This is a genomic window from Tritonibacter horizontis (genome assembly GCF_001518015.1).
Lineage (GTDB): Bacteria > Pseudomonadota > Alphaproteobacteria > Rhodobacterales > Rhodobacteraceae > Epibacterium > Epibacterium horizontis.
In genome coordinates this window covers 49,936-64,727 of sequence record NZ_LPUY01000095.1, presented here as the reverse complement: position 1 = coordinate 64,727, position 14,792 = coordinate 49,936, and the positions used below count along the sequence as shown (strand labels likewise).

Annotated in this window: 17 protein-coding genes; 11 read left to right on the top strand and 6 right to left on the bottom strand. The window is 61.6% G+C overall.

The window, feature by feature from the left end; genetic code table 11:
* Positions 1–148: 148 nt before the first annotated feature.
* Together TRIHO_RS23375 and TRIHO_RS18205 are read left to right on the top strand one after the other, a co-directional pair.
* On the top strand, positions 149–310 hold the full coding sequence (locus tag TRIHO_RS23375; RefSeq protein WP_082705193.1) for a DUF1328 domain-containing protein: 162 nt from the start codon (positions 149–151) through the stop codon (positions 308–310).
* A 47-nt stretch (positions 311–357) separates the two neighbouring features.
* Positions 358–855, top strand: coding sequence for a Dps family protein (locus TRIHO_RS18205; protein ID WP_068247061.1), 498 nt, complete (start codon positions 358–360; stop codon positions 853–855).
* Positions 856–1,076: 221 nt separating this feature from the next.
* Here TRIHO_RS18205 and TRIHO_RS18200 read toward each other — a convergent pair whose 3' ends face one another.
* The gene (locus tag TRIHO_RS18200) at positions 1,077–1,898 is read right to left on the bottom strand and encodes a response regulator (protein ID WP_068247058.1); all 822 of its coding nucleotides are present in this window, start codon (positions 1,896–1,898) and stop codon (positions 1,077–1,079) included.
* 114 nt (positions 1,899–2,012) lie between these two features.
* Here TRIHO_RS18200 and TRIHO_RS18195 point away from each other — a divergent pair, with 114 nt between their 5' ends.
* The 4 genes from TRIHO_RS18195 to TRIHO_RS18180 all read left to right on the top strand — a co-directional run bounded on the left by TRIHO_RS18195 (position 2,013) and on the right by TRIHO_RS18180 (position 5,622).
* Entirely contained in the window at positions 2,013–2,210 is a 198-nt protein-coding gene (locus TRIHO_RS18195) for a NepR family anti-sigma factor (protein WP_068247055.1), read from the top strand.
* A complete protein-coding gene (locus tag TRIHO_RS18190) occupies positions 2,207–2,764 on the top strand; it encodes an RNA polymerase sigma factor (RefSeq protein WP_068247052.1) in 558 nt (185 codons plus the stop codon). The genes TRIHO_RS18195 and TRIHO_RS18190 overlap by 4 nt, the downstream gene beginning before the upstream one ends.
* A gap of 41 nt (positions 2,765–2,805) precedes the next feature.
* Positions 2,806–4,608 carry a sensor histidine kinase gene (locus TRIHO_RS18185; protein ID WP_232367826.1) on the top strand — a complete coding sequence of 601 codons (1,803 nt, stop codon included), beginning with the start codon at positions 2,806–2,808 and terminating at the stop codon, positions 4,606–4,608.
* Positions 4,609–4,758: 150 nt separating this feature from the next.
* The gene (locus TRIHO_RS18180; protein WP_068247045.1) at positions 4,759–5,622 is read left to right on the top strand and encodes a PRC-barrel domain-containing protein; all 864 of its coding nucleotides are present in this window, start codon (positions 4,759–4,761) and stop codon (positions 5,620–5,622) included.
* A gap of 162 nt (positions 5,623–5,784) precedes the next feature.
* Here TRIHO_RS18180 and TRIHO_RS18175 read toward each other — a convergent pair whose 3' ends face one another.
* Positions 5,785–6,372, bottom strand: a complete 588-nt coding sequence (locus tag TRIHO_RS18175) for an exopolysaccharide biosynthesis protein (protein ID WP_068247042.1) — start codon at positions 6,370–6,372, stop codon at positions 5,785–5,787.
* Between the two features lie 262 nt (positions 6,373–6,634).
* Here TRIHO_RS18175 and TRIHO_RS18170 point away from each other — a divergent pair, with 262 nt between their 5' ends.
* Together TRIHO_RS18170 and TRIHO_RS18165 are read left to right on the top strand one after the other, a co-directional pair.
* Positions 6,635–7,123 (top strand): hypothetical protein, encoded by a 489-nt coding sequence (locus TRIHO_RS18170; RefSeq protein WP_068247038.1) that lies wholly within the window; start codon positions 6,635–6,637, stop codon positions 7,121–7,123.
* A gap of 11 nt (positions 7,124–7,134) precedes the next feature.
* Positions 7,135–7,281: an entericidin A/B family lipoprotein gene (locus tag TRIHO_RS18165; RefSeq protein ID WP_068247035.1), complete on the top strand. Its 147-nt coding sequence runs from the start codon at positions 7,135–7,137 to the stop codon at positions 7,279–7,281.
* Positions 7,282–7,387: 106 nt separating this feature from the next.
* On the opposite strand, the gene TRIHO_RS18160 is transcribed toward TRIHO_RS18165, so the two are convergent.
* From TRIHO_RS18160 to TRIHO_RS18145, 4 genes are all read right to left on the bottom strand, one after another.
* On the bottom strand, positions 7,388–8,416 hold the full coding sequence (locus TRIHO_RS18160) for an AbrB family transcriptional regulator (protein ID WP_068247032.1): 1,029 nt from the start codon (positions 8,414–8,416) through the stop codon (positions 7,388–7,390).
* Positions 8,417–8,516: 100 nt separating this feature from the next.
* Positions 8,517–10,037: a tripartite tricarboxylate transporter permease gene (locus TRIHO_RS18155; protein WP_068247029.1), complete on the bottom strand. Its 1,521-nt coding sequence runs from the start codon at positions 10,035–10,037 to the stop codon at positions 8,517–8,519.
* Positions 10,038–10,049: 12 nt separating this feature from the next.
* Positions 10,050–10,535, bottom strand: coding sequence for a tripartite tricarboxylate transporter TctB family protein (locus TRIHO_RS18150; RefSeq protein ID WP_068247026.1), 486 nt, complete (start codon positions 10,533–10,535; stop codon positions 10,050–10,052).
* An 89-nt stretch (positions 10,536–10,624) separates the two neighbouring features.
* Positions 10,625–11,611, bottom strand: a complete 987-nt coding sequence (locus tag TRIHO_RS18145; RefSeq protein WP_068247023.1) for a tripartite tricarboxylate transporter substrate binding protein — start codon at positions 11,609–11,611, stop codon at positions 10,625–10,627.
* 102 nt (positions 11,612–11,713) lie between these two features.
* Between TRIHO_RS18145 and TRIHO_RS18140 the strand changes: the two genes are divergently transcribed.
* From TRIHO_RS18140 to TRIHO_RS18130, 3 genes are read left to right on the top strand one after another with little or no spacing between them, the layout of a single operon-like run.
* Positions 11,714–12,379 (top strand): response regulator transcription factor, encoded by a 666-nt coding sequence (locus tag TRIHO_RS18140; protein ID WP_068247020.1) that lies wholly within the window; start codon positions 11,714–11,716, stop codon positions 12,377–12,379.
* On the top strand, positions 12,376–13,761 hold the full coding sequence (locus TRIHO_RS18135; protein WP_068247017.1) for a sensor histidine kinase: 1,386 nt from the start codon (positions 12,376–12,378) through the stop codon (positions 13,759–13,761). The genes TRIHO_RS18140 and TRIHO_RS18135 overlap by 4 nt, the downstream gene beginning before the upstream one ends.
* Positions 13,731–14,759 (top strand): ABC transporter substrate-binding protein, encoded by a 1,029-nt coding sequence (locus TRIHO_RS18130; RefSeq protein WP_068247014.1) that lies wholly within the window; start codon positions 13,731–13,733, stop codon positions 14,757–14,759. The genes TRIHO_RS18135 and TRIHO_RS18130 overlap by 31 nt, the downstream gene beginning before the upstream one ends.
* The last annotated feature ends 33 nt before the right edge of the window (positions 14,760–14,792 follow it).

The following is a 14,792-nucleotide window of genomic DNA, read 5'->3' as shown; positions in this document are numbered from 1 at the left end:
GCGGCAGGGCGCAACCGGGTGCAGGGCGCGCGCCCCGCCCGTCAGCGCGATAAAACCCGCAGCCCGAGTGGAACAAAACACCGCCTCCACAGTTCCCTTATCGAAGCCTGCAGCGGGCAGGCACTATGACACGGTAAGGAGACAAGCCATGCTGAGTTGGGCACTTACATTCCTGGTGATCGCCCTGATCGCCGCCGTCTTCGGGTTTGGTGGCATCGCCAGCGCCTCGGCCGGGATCGCGCAAATCCTGTTTTTCATCTTCCTGGTGATGTTCATCGCCGCTCTGGTGTTCCGCGCCGTCCGCCGCTGACCGCGGCCTGAAGACGACCGACACCCTCAAACCGACAAGGAGACACAATGACCACCGCACTCGACGTAAAACCGCAAATCGCTCCTGTGAAAACCGGCGTTCGGGACACGTCTCCCATTGCCGAAGGTCTGAGCGACGTTTTGGCCGACACCTATCGCCTGACGCTCAAGACCCATATCTATCACTGGAACGTCGAAGGGCCCTTGTTCTTCTCACTGCACAACCTGACGGAAGAGCAGTACAAGAACATGTTCACCGCCGCCGACGATCTTGCGGAACGCATCCGCGCCCTGGGCCATCTCACGCCGGCCAAAATCGGCGGTGTTCTGTCCGACAGCATTGTTGACGATCTCGGACAGATGCCCAGCGCCGGGGAAATGTGCCAGGACCTGGAGCGCGACCATATGCGGCTCGCCCATCGCCTGCACGCCCTGATCGAACTGGCTGAAAAGCGCAAGGATATGGTGACCGGCGATCTGGCCACCGAGCGCGCGGCCTTCCACGAAAAAGCGGCTTGGATGCTGCGGTCCTTATCTGCCTCGTAGGATTGCACGCATTCATTTAAAAGCCCTGCAGACGTCCAAAGTGTGCAGGGCTTTTTCTTTTTCAACGCCGAAATCGGCAGGACGCCGGCGATATGCCATGCGGCAACAGCACAGGCGCGGCACCTGTCACGTCGCTGCCGACCCGTTGCCTCAGACCAACGACATCGGGCCCCCGGTCTTGTCACCAAGACAGAAGGCCCGACGCCTGCGATAGTCACAGATCAGCTGGTCAGCGTATCCGTCGACGCAAAGAACATCGCCTGGCTGATTGCCGAAATCACCTGATCCGGCACATAGGGCTTGGCGATCATGAACGCCGGTTCATGACGCTCGCCGGTCAGCAAGCGTTCGGGAAAGGCGGTGATAAAGATGACAGGCACGTCGCCCATGGTTTCCAGCAAATCGGCCACCGCGTCGATGCCGCTGGAGTTGTCCGCCAGCTGGATGTCGGCCAGAATCAGATCCGGTTTGATCTTGTTTCCCAGGGCAACTGCGCTGGTCCGGGTGCGGGCGATGCCGGTCACCTCGTGGCCCATCATGGTGCAGATGCCTTCAAGATCCATGGCGATGATCGCCTCATCCTCGATGATCATGATCTTGCCGGTCACCGATTGCTGCATCTCGTCCCGCGCCAGCTGGAACAGCTGCCCGGCTTCTTCGGGTTCGATCCGCATCACCTCGGCGATTTCGCCGAAAGAGAGGCTTTCGACGGTATGCAGCAAAAGCGCCTCGCGGGTATTGGGGGTCAAGGCAGCCAGATGCTGCAGCGCCCGGGACCGCGGGCCTTCTTCGACCTCGGGGACCGGCTGGCCGGAACTGCCCCACAGCGTATGGAACACCTTGAAAAGAGCCACTTTCCCACCAAGGGTCTGCGCCTCAAAGCAGCTGGGATCCGCAAGAATCGCCTCTAGGGTGGAGGCCGCATAGGTATCCCCGGATTGCTGCGCCCCTGTCAGCGCCCGCGCATAGCGACGCAGGTAGGGCAAATGAGGTGTGATTAGGTCCGACAGAGTAAGGGCATGTCCGGTTGTTGTAGTCGACAATGTTTTTCTCCTGTCACCAACATTTATCGGAACAAACGCTCAGCAGTTGCGTTTGTTCCATGATATGCAAAATTTAACTGAGGTGGACAGTACAAGGTGTTGCAGGAGAAACGAATGGCACAAATGCCAAAATCACAGCCATGGGACAGTCTGATCGACGAAAATCTGAAAAAGGTTTTCGAAGAGGACGCGAATGCGGATTTGCCGCCGCAGTTGATGGATCTTCTAGACCGTCTCGACAAAATTCACGTCGCCACGCAGGAGGCCAGCGGACCCGACACCCCGACCGACGATGGGGAGGTCGAAGAATGAACAGGCAAGATGCCAAGGCTGAACTGGTCAGCCACATGAAGGTGCTGCGCGCCTTCGCCATGAGCCTGACACGAAACGATGCGGCCGCCGACGATCTGGTGCAGGATACGATCCTGAAGGCCTGGACCAATCTGGACAAGTTCCAGGAAGGCACCAACATGCGCGCCTGGCTCTTCACGATCCTGCGCAACACCTTTTATTCGAGCCGCCGCAAAGCCGCGCGCGAGGTCGGGGATTCCACCGGTGCCATCACGGACAGTATTTCGGTCAAGCCCGACCACGACGGACATCTGCAACTGGCAGAGTTCCGGGCGGCGCTTGAACAGCTGCCCGCCGAACAGCGCGAAGTCCTGACCTTGATCGGGGTTCTGCAGTACTCCTACGAAGAAGCGGCCGAAGTCTGTGGCGTCAAGATCGGCACCATTAAAAGCCGCCTCAATCGCGGTCGCGAAGCTCTGGCAATCAAAATGCAGCTAAACGTGCATGAAACGATGGAACTGACCGATGCTGCAACCCACGCTGTCGTCGCTGCGAGTGGTGGAACGGCTGCGTGAACCGAATGGACTTTCCGTCGCTGGCCATTATGCGGGGGCGCATGTCAGAAGATAGCTCAGAGCTGGACCCATTGGACAGCGAAGCCGAACGCCCGATCAGCTGGACACGCAACCTGTCGGTGCGGCTTGCCCTGCTGCTCTCGGGGGCGCTGATCCCGCTTGGCCTTATTGCAGTCGGACAGACCGTTCGCTTGCAGAACGAGCTTTTGGCGTCGAACAACCTCAGCCTGCAGGCCCTGACGGCAGAATTCGCACAGGAAGAGCGCGAGATCATCAAATCGGCCTTTGCCGCCGCTGAAACCCTGGCGCTGACCGTCCCGGAACTGACCGACGACCTTGCCAGCTGCCGATCGCTGATGTCGCGATTTGTGGATTCCGTTTCAGAGGCCTACAGCTTTGCGGGCTTCCTGCCTATTGATGGCGTCATGGATTGCGCCTCGGCGGATCTGGTGATCGACTATTCGGTGAACCCGGATTTCCCCGAATGGATGCGTCGGCCAAAACGTGAAGTCCGGGTCAACTCCTACGGTCCCGTTTCGGGCACGGCGGTTCTCGTGGTGTCCGAACCGGTTTTTGATCGCAACGAAACCTTCATCGGCAACCAGATCATCCATGTCCCGCACGACAAGATCGACCAGAACTTTCAGGTCAAGCTTGGCGACCGCCCCATCGACCTGGTGACGATCAGTGCAGAAGGCGATATTCTCAGTGCCTCCGGCGACCGCAACACCGCGCTGGAGCGCCTGCCCGCCAAATTGAGCGTCAAGGAGCTGACCCAGCTCAACCCACGTCGCATCGAGACCAAGAATGCCGCGGGTCAACAGCGGCTTTTCTCTATCGTTCCGGTGCTGTCCAACGGATTTTACGTGATTGGCAGCTGGGACCCCGAGGGCAAGCACGCCCCGGCCGGGACCGGGGCTATCAGCCAGCTGCTGCTCACGCCGGCCCTGTTCCCGATCCTGATGTGGCTGGTCAGCCTGGTGCTGATCTATGTTGCACTGGATCGACAGGTGGTGCGTTTCCTGCGCCTGATCAGCCTGCAGATGCGCCAGTTTGCACAATCGCGAACGCTGCCGTCGCCCACCGCCAGCCGCTTCATGCCGTCTGAACTGCAGGTGATCGAAGATCAGTTCCTGCATATGTCGGAAAAGCTGCTCCGGGACGAGGCAACCCTGTTTGACGCCATGCACGACAAGGATGTGTTGCTGAAAGAATTGCACCATCGGGTCAAAAACAACCTGCAACTCATTTCCTCTATCATCAGCATGCAGATCCGCCGCACGCGCAATGGGGTTACCGCAGCGGCGCTGAAAACCGTCAATCGGCGGGTCACCAGCATGGCCACGGTCCATCAGACGCTCTACCAGGCGTCTGATCTCGGCCGGGTGCAGGCCAACGACCTGCTGCGAGACGTCATCCGGCCGATGATTGACCTGGCGCCAACCACCGCGCCGGTTCCCGTCATCAAGATGTCGTTGGATCCTGTTGTTCTCTACCCCGATCAGGCGGTGCCGCTGGCGCTGCTGGCGGTCGAAGCGGTGACAAATGCGCTCAAGTATCTGGGCACGGATACGGCCGGAAAACGCTGGGTCACCGTCTCGCTCGAGACGCTTGAGAATGAGCAAGTCCGCTTCACAATCGCCAACTCCACCTCAGACAGTCATGAACCCGAGGATGAGGGCACGGGGCTTGGCAGCCAGCTGATCCGCGGCTTCAGCAGACAGCTGGAAACCTCTCCCACCATAGACCAGGACGAGGAGAGCTATCGCCTGAGCCTGACCTTCGATGTGGTGGCCTTCGAACCAGAAGATCAGCCCCTGACCGACATTGTTGGCACCTCCTGACGCTGCCTCCCCCGGCGGCGTCAGGCGGGGTCTACGGGTCGACCCAAAGTTGGAAATAATTCTCTGAGTTTGGAACTTGTCGTCGCTGAACGCGTTGTCTCCCCGAAGCTTGAGCATGCACTTGAGCGCACATGAAGAGGAGTTAACGTCATGAAAAAGCTTTTGATTTCGACGTCTGTTGCCATCGCCATGGGGCTGCCCGTGCTCGCCGCAGATACCGGCAGCATGTTCCGCAGCGAAGCAGGCCCAGCAGAGTTCCGCGCCTCGACTTTCGTCGGCAAACGCATCTACCAGACCGAGAGCGACAGCCTCAAAGACGTCATGGATGGCGTTCAGGATGGCTGGAGCGACATTGGGGAAGTGAACGACGTCATCCTCAGCCGCGACGGCACCGCCGAAGCCGTGCTTGTCGATATCGGCGGGTTCCTCGGAATTGGCGAGAACCAGATTGCGGTCGATATGGACGCGTTGAAATTCATCAAGGATGGCAATGCCGAAGCCGGCGCAGATGGCTACTTCCTCGTCCTGAACGCACCGGAAGCAGCGCTTGAGACCGCGCCTGCCTACGAGATGTCCAGCAATGTCGAGGCAGAGGTCAACACAGAGGTCAAGACAGACATCGCCGCAGAGACGGACACTGAAACCTCCCTGGCAACAGAGCTGGAAGCCGCGACCGATCAGGCCGTCGACAAGATTGCCGGCGTTCTGACACCGGAGCACTCCGCCTCTGCCGACTTGGCCGCGGGGAAACTCACCGCTGATGAACTGACCGGCGCCAATGCGTTTGACGCCAATGACGAGATGATCGGCAAAGTGTCCGACATCGTGATGGATGGCAAAGGCGACGTGGATGCAGTCATCGTTGATGTGGGCGGCTTCCTTGGTCTTGGCGCCAAACCCGTCAAACTGGGTCTGGGCGATCTGACCATCGAGGATCACGACGGCAGCCTCCGCGTCTATACGATGATGACCAAATCGCAGATGGAAGCGCTGCCAGAGTATAAAGACCTCTGATCCAGCCGACCCCAAGCACCGAAAAATCAGGCCGGTCCCTTCGGGGGTCGGCCTTTTTGCGCGCCACAAATCTCGCGCTGGGACGCGCCGACTGTGCCCCGTATCAGGATCGACACAGCCCCGCGCCCCGATGTGGGGGCGGCCTTCATTTGCGATGGAAGCTTACAGGAACTGGACCGCCAGTCCGCCGACGCCCAGCGTCAGACAGACCACCGTCACCAGCGCGATCAACCCGTCGCCGGTCAACATGGAAACCGCCAGCAGGCTGACAATCCCGCCGAGGATCGAGGAGGTGAACGGCAGCAGCTCCAGAAAGGGCATCATCAGACCGCACAGCATGCACACCGCCTGGATGACCCGCAGAAACGGCGGCGTCAGCAAGGCGCGAAGCCGTTTCTTGAACCTCCGGTCCATCCAGCAGGCCAAACGACGCAATCCGCGGGTCGCCCGATGGGTAAGCTCGGCCGATACGGCGCGGCGAGACAGAAATCCGGGCAGCCAAAGGTGGTCGCGCCCCATCAGCATCTGGCCTGAAACCAGCGCGATCATGATCCCGCAGGCAGAGGAAAACAGCGGCACCCCACTCAGCGGCGACACCACGGCCAGGGCCGGCACGACCAGCACCGCCGCAATTGATTTGACGCCCAATTCGTCCGTCAGGTCAGAGACACGAAGATAGTCCTTGTTTTCCGCGAGCAACTGCTCGGTCTGATCCAGAACGTCCTCAACAGGATGGGATGAATGTTTCATGGGGTCCGATTTCTTGGAAGGGAACAGGGTGCTAGCAGAACGTATGTCAGCTTGGATTGTTCCCTTTCGCCCCCGCGCCGGGACGCGATCCGCCGATGCCCGCCAGCCCCCTACCGGCCCCCACAAAGGGCCGGCGGTTGCGGCGACGATTGGGGCACCCGTTTTTTGCCGATCTTGCTATTTTCGGGAACATTTCGCACAGCGCTGCGTTGTCCTGCCAGATCCCAAATGGATTTCGGTAAGAACAACAAGGAGCCGAAGAATGACACATTTGATCCGTACCACCGCGCTCGTCGCGTCTCTGGCCACCGCGGCAGGCGCGGCAACATTGGTTCAGGACATTGAGGTCAAGGCCGACGTAAGCGCCCTGCAGAACAGCCAGGCCGTCGCCGTCTGGAGCACATTGGAAAGCGATCTCGAAACCGCGTTGGCGGCCGAATTGGTGAACCAGCTTGCCGATGACGACACCGAAGGCGCCGCCGAGATCGACGTGGAGATCGACACCGTTGCACTGGCGTCCGGCTTCGAAGCCCAGATGGGCATCGCCGATTCCGTGCTCGAAGGCGATGTTTCCGTTGATCTGCCCGGCAGCAAGGATGACCAACGCTATACGCTGACCGTCACCGCCCAGCAGGCCAATGTCTACTACCCCGAAGGCACCGACGTGACCGATCTGCATGTCGGAAGCGAGGTTTTCTACACCGCGATGGTCGATGCCTTTGCCATCCATGTTGCTGAAAAACTGAAATAAAGGAGACCTCAATGCGTCTGTTCTGTCTTGCACTCACCGTTCTTGTTGGCCTTTTTGGGCTGACCGCCTGTGAAACCACCGAGGGCTTCGGCCGCGACGTGTCGAACCTCGGCTCGGATATTGAACAGGAATCCCAAGAGGCCCAGGCCGGGCTCTGAGCGACCCTTCCGGTCTGCCGCCCCATCCGAACTGAGGTCCGACATCCGCCCCGGTGCCATGCTGCATCGGGGCGTTTTTCATGGTCAGGACTGCCGGGGGCGGCGGTCAGGCGCCACCGCTGCGGCGCAATAGCAGCGGGATCAGCAGCGTCAGGATCAGCAAGCGCATGACGTGATGGGCCGCGACAAAGGCCGGATCAAGTCCGAGCGTCACCGCAATCGCCGCCATCGCCTCCACACCGCCGGGGGCAAAGGCCACGATCAGCAAGGCCGGGGGCAGCCCCAGAAGGCTCATGCTCAGTATGATGGCCAGCAGGGTGATCACCACATTGGTGCCCGTGACCCAGAGCCCGGCCAGCAGGTCAAGCCGCAGCCCAGCCAGGCTTTGGCCCACGAACCGTGATCCGATCAGGATGCCCATCACCAGAAACGCCACAAACGTCGCGGATTCAGGTGGCGGCCCCGGTGTCAGGTCGAAAACATGCCCGGTGCCGCTGCACAGGATCCCCGCCAGCAGATAGGCCGCCGGAACCTTCAGCCGAGTGAACACCAGGCCCACGGCCAGCGTCACGCCGATCAGGACAAAGAGCTGCCACAGCGGCAGCGGTGCCTCGGCCAACAGCACGAGGCCGCTCGCGCCAAAGACCTTGGCCACCAGCACCGGCACACAGAGGGTCAGAAACAACACGCGAATGCTCTGCACCACCGCGACGCGCGCCGTCTCCCCGCGCGCGCTGAGCGACAGGGCGAGGACATAGCTCAGATGCCCCGGTGCCGCCGCCAGCACCGCATCCCGGCCGCTGAAACCCATCCAGCGCCGCAACCCACTCGCCGAGACCTTCAGCGATACAAACAGTGACAGCGACAGGATCGCGATGGTGACGGGCCAGGTCAGCGCCGTTTGCAGCATCTCATAGGTGACGCTGCTGCCGATATTGATGCCCAGCAGCACAAATGCAGTGGTCCGCAGCCAGACCGGGACATGCACTGGCACCCCGGCCACCGCCGCCAGCGACACCGCCGCCGCAGAACCGGTCAAGGGCGCCGATGGAAATCCGATCGCGTCAAATATCACCGTTCCCAGCAACGCCACTGCAAATGCTGCGACCAGACCTAGACCTTCACGTGCCGTCATGAACCCATCTGCTGTTTGGCGCGTCTGGCTCTGTGTGGCCGCACGCCCGGTTGTTCCTGTTGTGTTGCGTGGGCAAAGCGCCGCCTGCCCACGCAATCGCTCAATCGCCGTCGGCCACACCGGCGGCCCGCGCCCGGGCGCGGCGGGCACGATAGCTTGGCACGATGACCAGCAAAAGCGCCAGCAAAAGCAGCCCCAGGGTCATCGGACGATCCAGAATGAAGGCCGCGCCATCATAGATCTGCATCGAACGGGAGAAGTTGTCCTCCAGCATGCGCCCCAGAATGAACCCGATCAGCAAGGGCGCCAGCGGGTAGTCGGCAAACCGCAGCACCGTGGCGCAAACACCGAAACCCACAAGGATCAGCAGCTCGGTGGCGTTGTTCTGGCCGATGTAGGACCCCATCAGGGTAAAGAACAGGATGAACGGGATCAGATAGGTGCGCGGGATCGTCAGAACCTTGGCGATATAGGGGATCAGCGGCAGGTTCAGCACCAGCAGCACCAGGTTGCCGATATACATCGAAATGATCACCGCCCAGAAGATATCCGGATTGTCGACCATCAGACGCGGCCCCGGCGTCACATTGAGCGCGATCAGCGCGCCCAGCAGGATCGCCGTGGTCCCGGACCCCGGAATGCCCAACGTCAGCAGCGGCACAAACGACCCGGTGCAGGCGGCGTTATTGGCCGTCTCGGGCGCGGCCAGCCCCTTGATAGAGCCTTTGCCGAACTCTTTTTGCTCCTCCTGCGTGGCGATATTGCGCTCCACCGCATATCCAAGGAAGGAGGCGATGGTCGCCCCCGCGCCCGGCAGCACCCCGATGAAAAAGCCCTGAATGGACTGCCGTCCGATCACGGGCGCGATCTGGCGGGCCTCTGCGCGGGTGATCCGAAGACCGGTGATCTTGCCGCCGTCCTCGCCCGCCTGCGCCGACCGGGCCGGGTTCATTACCAGAAAGATCGCTTCTGGCAGGGCAAACATCGCCATCGCCAGAGTGATGAAGCTGAACCCAGATTGCAGATCCATCATCCCCATGGTGAACCGCGGCATGTTGAACAGCGCGCCCTCGCCCACCGTGGCCATCATCAGGCCCAGCAGGGTCATCATCAGCGCCTTGGCCACATTGCCGGTCCCCGCAAAGGCGGCAATGGCCGACAGGCCCACCACCATCAGTGCGAAATATTCGGCCGAATGGAACAGCAGCGCCACCTTCGACAGCATCGGCGCAAAGACCATCAACAGCACCGCCCCGATGGTGCCCCCCATGAAGGACGAGATCGCGGCAATGGTCAGCGCCTTGCCGGCCTTGCCCGCACGCGCCATCGGATAGCCGTCGAAACTGGTGGCCACCGTCCCGGCCACCCCCGGCGCATTCAGCAGGATCGACGAGGTCGACCCGCCGAAGATCGCGCCGTAATAGACCCCGGCCAGCAGGATCAGCGCGGCAGAGGGATCGCCCAGCGTGATGGCAACCGGGATCATGATGGCGATGATCGACATCGGCCCCAGCCCCGGCAGCATGCCGATGAAGGTGCCGATCAGGCAGCCGCCAATCACCATCAGGATATTCGTAATCGAAAAGGCCGTGGACAGGCCGATCATCAAACCGTCAAGCATCGTAGGCTCCGCTTATCCAAGGAAAAATGGCAGGGGCCGCAAGAAGATGCCCAGCACCCCTTCGACCAGATACCAGACAATACCCGTCGCAAGCGCAGCGACAGGAAACAGGACCCAGAGCTTTCGCTCGCCCAGGACCATCGCCCCGATGGTCAGGAACCCGGCGGTGGACACCAAAAACCCCGCCGGTCGCAGCAACAGTGCGTAGGCGACCATCAGCCCGAGCAACACACCCGCCTGACCGATCTTGTAATCGCCAAGACGGCGGTAATCGATATCGGGTGCACGGGAATCGCCGCTCGGCTTTTCCAGTCCCAGAACAATGACCAGCGATGTCAGAATTGCCAGAACGGACAGAACCTTGGGAAAGGTGCTCGGCCAGATTGGGTTGCGCTGCATGAACGGCGGCAAGAGCTGATCCATCGTGAAATACGCCGCATAGCCATAGGCCAGCGCGATCCCGAGGATGATCAGCGCGATCCAGCGGTCAAGTGCCATGATCGCCTCCTGTTTGAAATGGGGACAGTGAAAGAGGGGTCCGGTCCCAATCTATGGCACCGGACCCGCTCGGAAACGGTCGTCAGACCTCAGAGGAAGCCAAGCTGCTTCATCAGGCTGCCGATGGCCTCTTCCTGTTTTTCCAGAAAGGCGCGGAAATCCTCGCCAGAGTTATGGATGTTGACCCAACCGTTGCGCGCACGCACCTCTTCCCATTCCGGGGTGTCGTACATCTTGGCAATCGCGTCCTGATAGGCGGTCAGTTTTTCCTCGCTCAGGCCCGGTGCCGCGAAGAACCCGCGCCAGTTGACAAAGGTCGTGTCCAGACCCTGCTCCGCCATGGTCGGGGCGGTGTCATAGGCCGGAACGCGCTCGTCCGCAGTGACGCCGAGGATCTTGACTTCGCCCGCATCGGCCAGCGCGATGGCTTCGGAAAACCCGGTGGAGAGCGCCTTGATCTCGCCCGAGAGCAACGCCGCCATGGCCTTGCCGCCCGCGTCATAGGGGATGTATTTCAGCGCTGTCGGGTCTTCGCCCGCCGACTGCATCACCATCGCGGCAACCAGGTGATCCATGCCGCCTGGCACCGATCCACCGCCAACTGCGGTGCCACGGGGGTCTTCGCGATAGGCCGCGAGGAACTCTTCCATCGTGTTGATCGGGCTGTCCTTGGACACCACCAGCGCCGCATAGTCGCCGATTGTCCCGGCCACCAATGTCAGGTCCCGGAAACTCTGCGGGAAAACCCCGGTCAGCGAGCGGATCACGATGGGGGTCGAATTGACCATCAGCGTGTCTTCAAGGCTGTCGGCATTCTCGATCAGATAGCCAATCGCCTTGCCGCCGCCACCGCCGGACATGTTTTCATAAGAGGCGCTGCCGACCAGACCGGCCTTGCTCAGCGCCTCGCCGGTGCCGCGTGCAGTGCCGTCCCAGCCGCCACCGGCGCCGCCGGGGATCAGGAAGTGGACCTTTTCAAGAACCTGATGATCGTCCGCCAGAACCGGCGTGCCGAGGGTCAGTGCGGCCGCAGCCGCAGCCATCAGGGCGCGACGGCCCAGTGCAAAAGATGTCATAATGTTCCTCCCATTTGACAAACGCGCCGTTGCGCGCTCATGACTGGGGGTATTCCGGCCCAAGCTGACACAAACCTGACACGGAGCTGAAGTTTCGCCCCAATGCGGTATTTACTTGTCGAAGATAACGATCAGCTCGCCAATGCCGTGGTGGATCGGCTGACGCTGGATGGCCATGTGGTTGACCGGGCAGGCGACCTTGGCACCGCCGAGGATTTCATCGCGACCACCGAATACGACCTCATTCTGTTGGACATCATGCTGCCCGACGGCGATGGCCGCCACTTTCTGCAATCCCATCGCGCGGCACAGCGCGACACGCCGGTGATCGTCCTTACCGCTCGGTCAGAGGTCTCTGATCGCGTCGGTGTGCTGGACCTTGGTGCCGACGATTATATCGTCAAACCCTTTGATTTCTCTGAACTAGAGGCCCGATGCCGGGCGGTGCTGCGGCGGCGCAGCGGCGGCGCCAGCAATGTGCATCGCTATAGTGATGTGGTCTTTGATCCCCTGGCTTGCACCCTCACCGTCGGCGCGCGCGAAATCCACCTGCGCAACCGCGAACTGCGGCTGTTTGAAATCTTCATCTGCGCCCCGGATCAGGTGTTTTCAAAATCCAAACTGGTGGACCGGCTGTTTTCCTACGATGTCGATGCCTCGGAAAACGCGATCGAGGTCTATGTTGGCCGTTTGCGCAAACACCTGGAGGGCGCGGCGGTCCAGATTGTGACCGTCCGGGGGCTCGGCTACCGGCTGAGCCAGTCATGAGCCATCCGATTCTCCTGCGCGGCTCCATCCAGCGGCGGCTCATTGTGCAATTGCTGTCCGGTGCGGCGCTGCTGGCCGGGTTGATGTTCTTTGTGGTGCAGAACTACGCCCGCGACCTCGCCGGTCAAAGCCAGGACGAGATCCTCGCCGCCTCCGTTACCGCAATTCTGGATTCCGCCTCGGTGCGCGATGGCGATCTGACGGTGGACATCCCCTATTTCTCCTTTTCGATGCTGGGCAATATCAGCGAGGATCGGGTGTTTTATGCCATCACCCGCAACGGATCCTTTCTGACCGGATACCCCGACCTGCCGAAACCCGCAGCCGCCACCAGCACCGGGCCGCGCTTTCGCACCGCCACCTATGACGGCGAAAGCATCCGGCTGGTGACCGCCACCCGCCGGATGTCGGTCGGCAACCAGCCGGATTTCATCGAGGTCACCGTGGCCCAGACCCGCTATGGGCTGCGGCGGCAACTGGCCGGGATTTCGCGCACCGTCGCCGGCTTCGGTCTTGGTTTCTTTGCTCTCGCGGCGGTGTTTGGCATCTTTGCCGCGCAATCCGCGATCCAGCCGCTGCGCCAGCTCGCCGGCTCCGTGTCGCGCCGCGGCCTGTCGGATCTGCGCCCGGTCTCGGCCCCGGTTCCGGCGGAAATGGAATCGCTCGTCGGGGCGCTCAACGGGTTCATGAGCCGCCTGAAGACCTCGCTGTCGCGGTCCGAGGATCTGATCGCCGAGGCCGCGCATCGGGTGCGCACCCCGCTGACAACGGTCCGCACCCAGGCCGAAATCACCCTGCGCCGCGTCGACAAGCCGGAAAACCGCCAGGCCGTGCGCGAAATGATCCGCGCCATCGACGAAAGCAGCCGCGCGGCGGGGCAGTTGCTGGATCATGCCATGGTCTCGTTTCGCTCGGACCATCTGGAAACCGAGGAGGTCGAACTGGGCCGCCTGACGCGGGATGCGGTGGCGCGGCTGGTGCCGATGGCGGATCTGCGCGACATCGACATGGACCTGACGATCCCGGAAGAGGCGCTGCAGGTGCGGGGCGACCCGATCCTGATGCAAAGCGCGCTGTTGAATCTCATGGACAATGCGATCAAATATTCGCCCCCCGACAGCCGCGTCCATGTCGCCCTGCGGCGGGTCGGGACCAGCGCCGAAGTTTCAGTCCGGGACGAAGGCGCCGGCTTTCCCAAAGCCGACATGGGGCGGCTGACGCGCCGCTTTGTGCGCGGGGGCAATACCGATACCGTGGTCGGCTCCGGCCTGGGGCTGACCATCGCTCATGAGGTTGCCCGCGCCCATGGCGGCCAGCTCTTTCTGACCAACCACAGCGAGGAAGGTGGCGCATGCGCAAGTTTGTCTTTTCCCTTGTCCTGATCCTCCTGGGCGGTCTGGCCCCTTTGCCGGGGCAGACCTTTGAGATCGAGGACCATATCAGCGTCGGTCCGGGCAACGCCCGGCAGGTGCTGCGGGTGATTTCCAATGGCGACGCTGTGTTCTTTGAACCCACCATTCGCGAATTTCTGGCCGACCGCCCGGACGTGCGGGTGGAGTATACCGTCGCCAGTTCCGCCGAGCTGATGACCGCCATGGGCGACGAAGGGCTGGAGGTCGATCTGGCCATTTCCAGCGCCACCGATCTGCAAACCAAACTGGTGAATGATGGATACTCGCTTGGCTATAGTTCCGAGATCACCCAGCGGATGCCGGAATGGGCGCGCTGGCGCAACCACCTCTTTGCCTTCACGCAGGAACCCGCTGCCATCGTCCTGTCCCGCCGGGCGCTGGTGGGCCTGCCCGTCCCGCAAAGCCGACAGGAGCTGATCGCCCTGATGCGCGACCATCCCGACCGGTTCGAGGGCAAGGTCGGCACCTACGATCTGCGCACCTCCGGCCTCGGGTATCTGTTTGCCACCCAGGACGCGCGCACCTCGGAAACCTACTGGCGCCTGAGCGAGGTCATGGGGTCATTCGGCGTCCGGCTCTATTGCTGTTCCAGCCAGATGATCGACGATGTCTCCTCAGGGGATCTGACCGTCGCCTATAACGTGCTCGGCAGCTATGCCCGCGCCAAGGGCAATCCGAAGGATGTGATCGTCATCCTGCCGCAGGACTACACGATCATCATGTTGCGCACCGCCTTCATTCCCAAAACCAGCAAGGCTCCGACGCTTGCCGGGTCCTTCATCGACCACCTGATTTCACGGGGATGGGAGGCCGCCCCAGGTGCAGTCTCTGTCGCCGAGGAAAACGCCTGGACGCAAGAAGCCCAGGCCCTGCGACGCATTCGCATGGGGCCTGGGTTGCTGGTCTATCTGGACGCGTTGAAAAAGGCCGCGTTTCTCAAGGAATGGAGCAGCGCGGTCCTGCAATGATCGGCCTGTGGCACCGGGCGTCGCCCGCTCCGG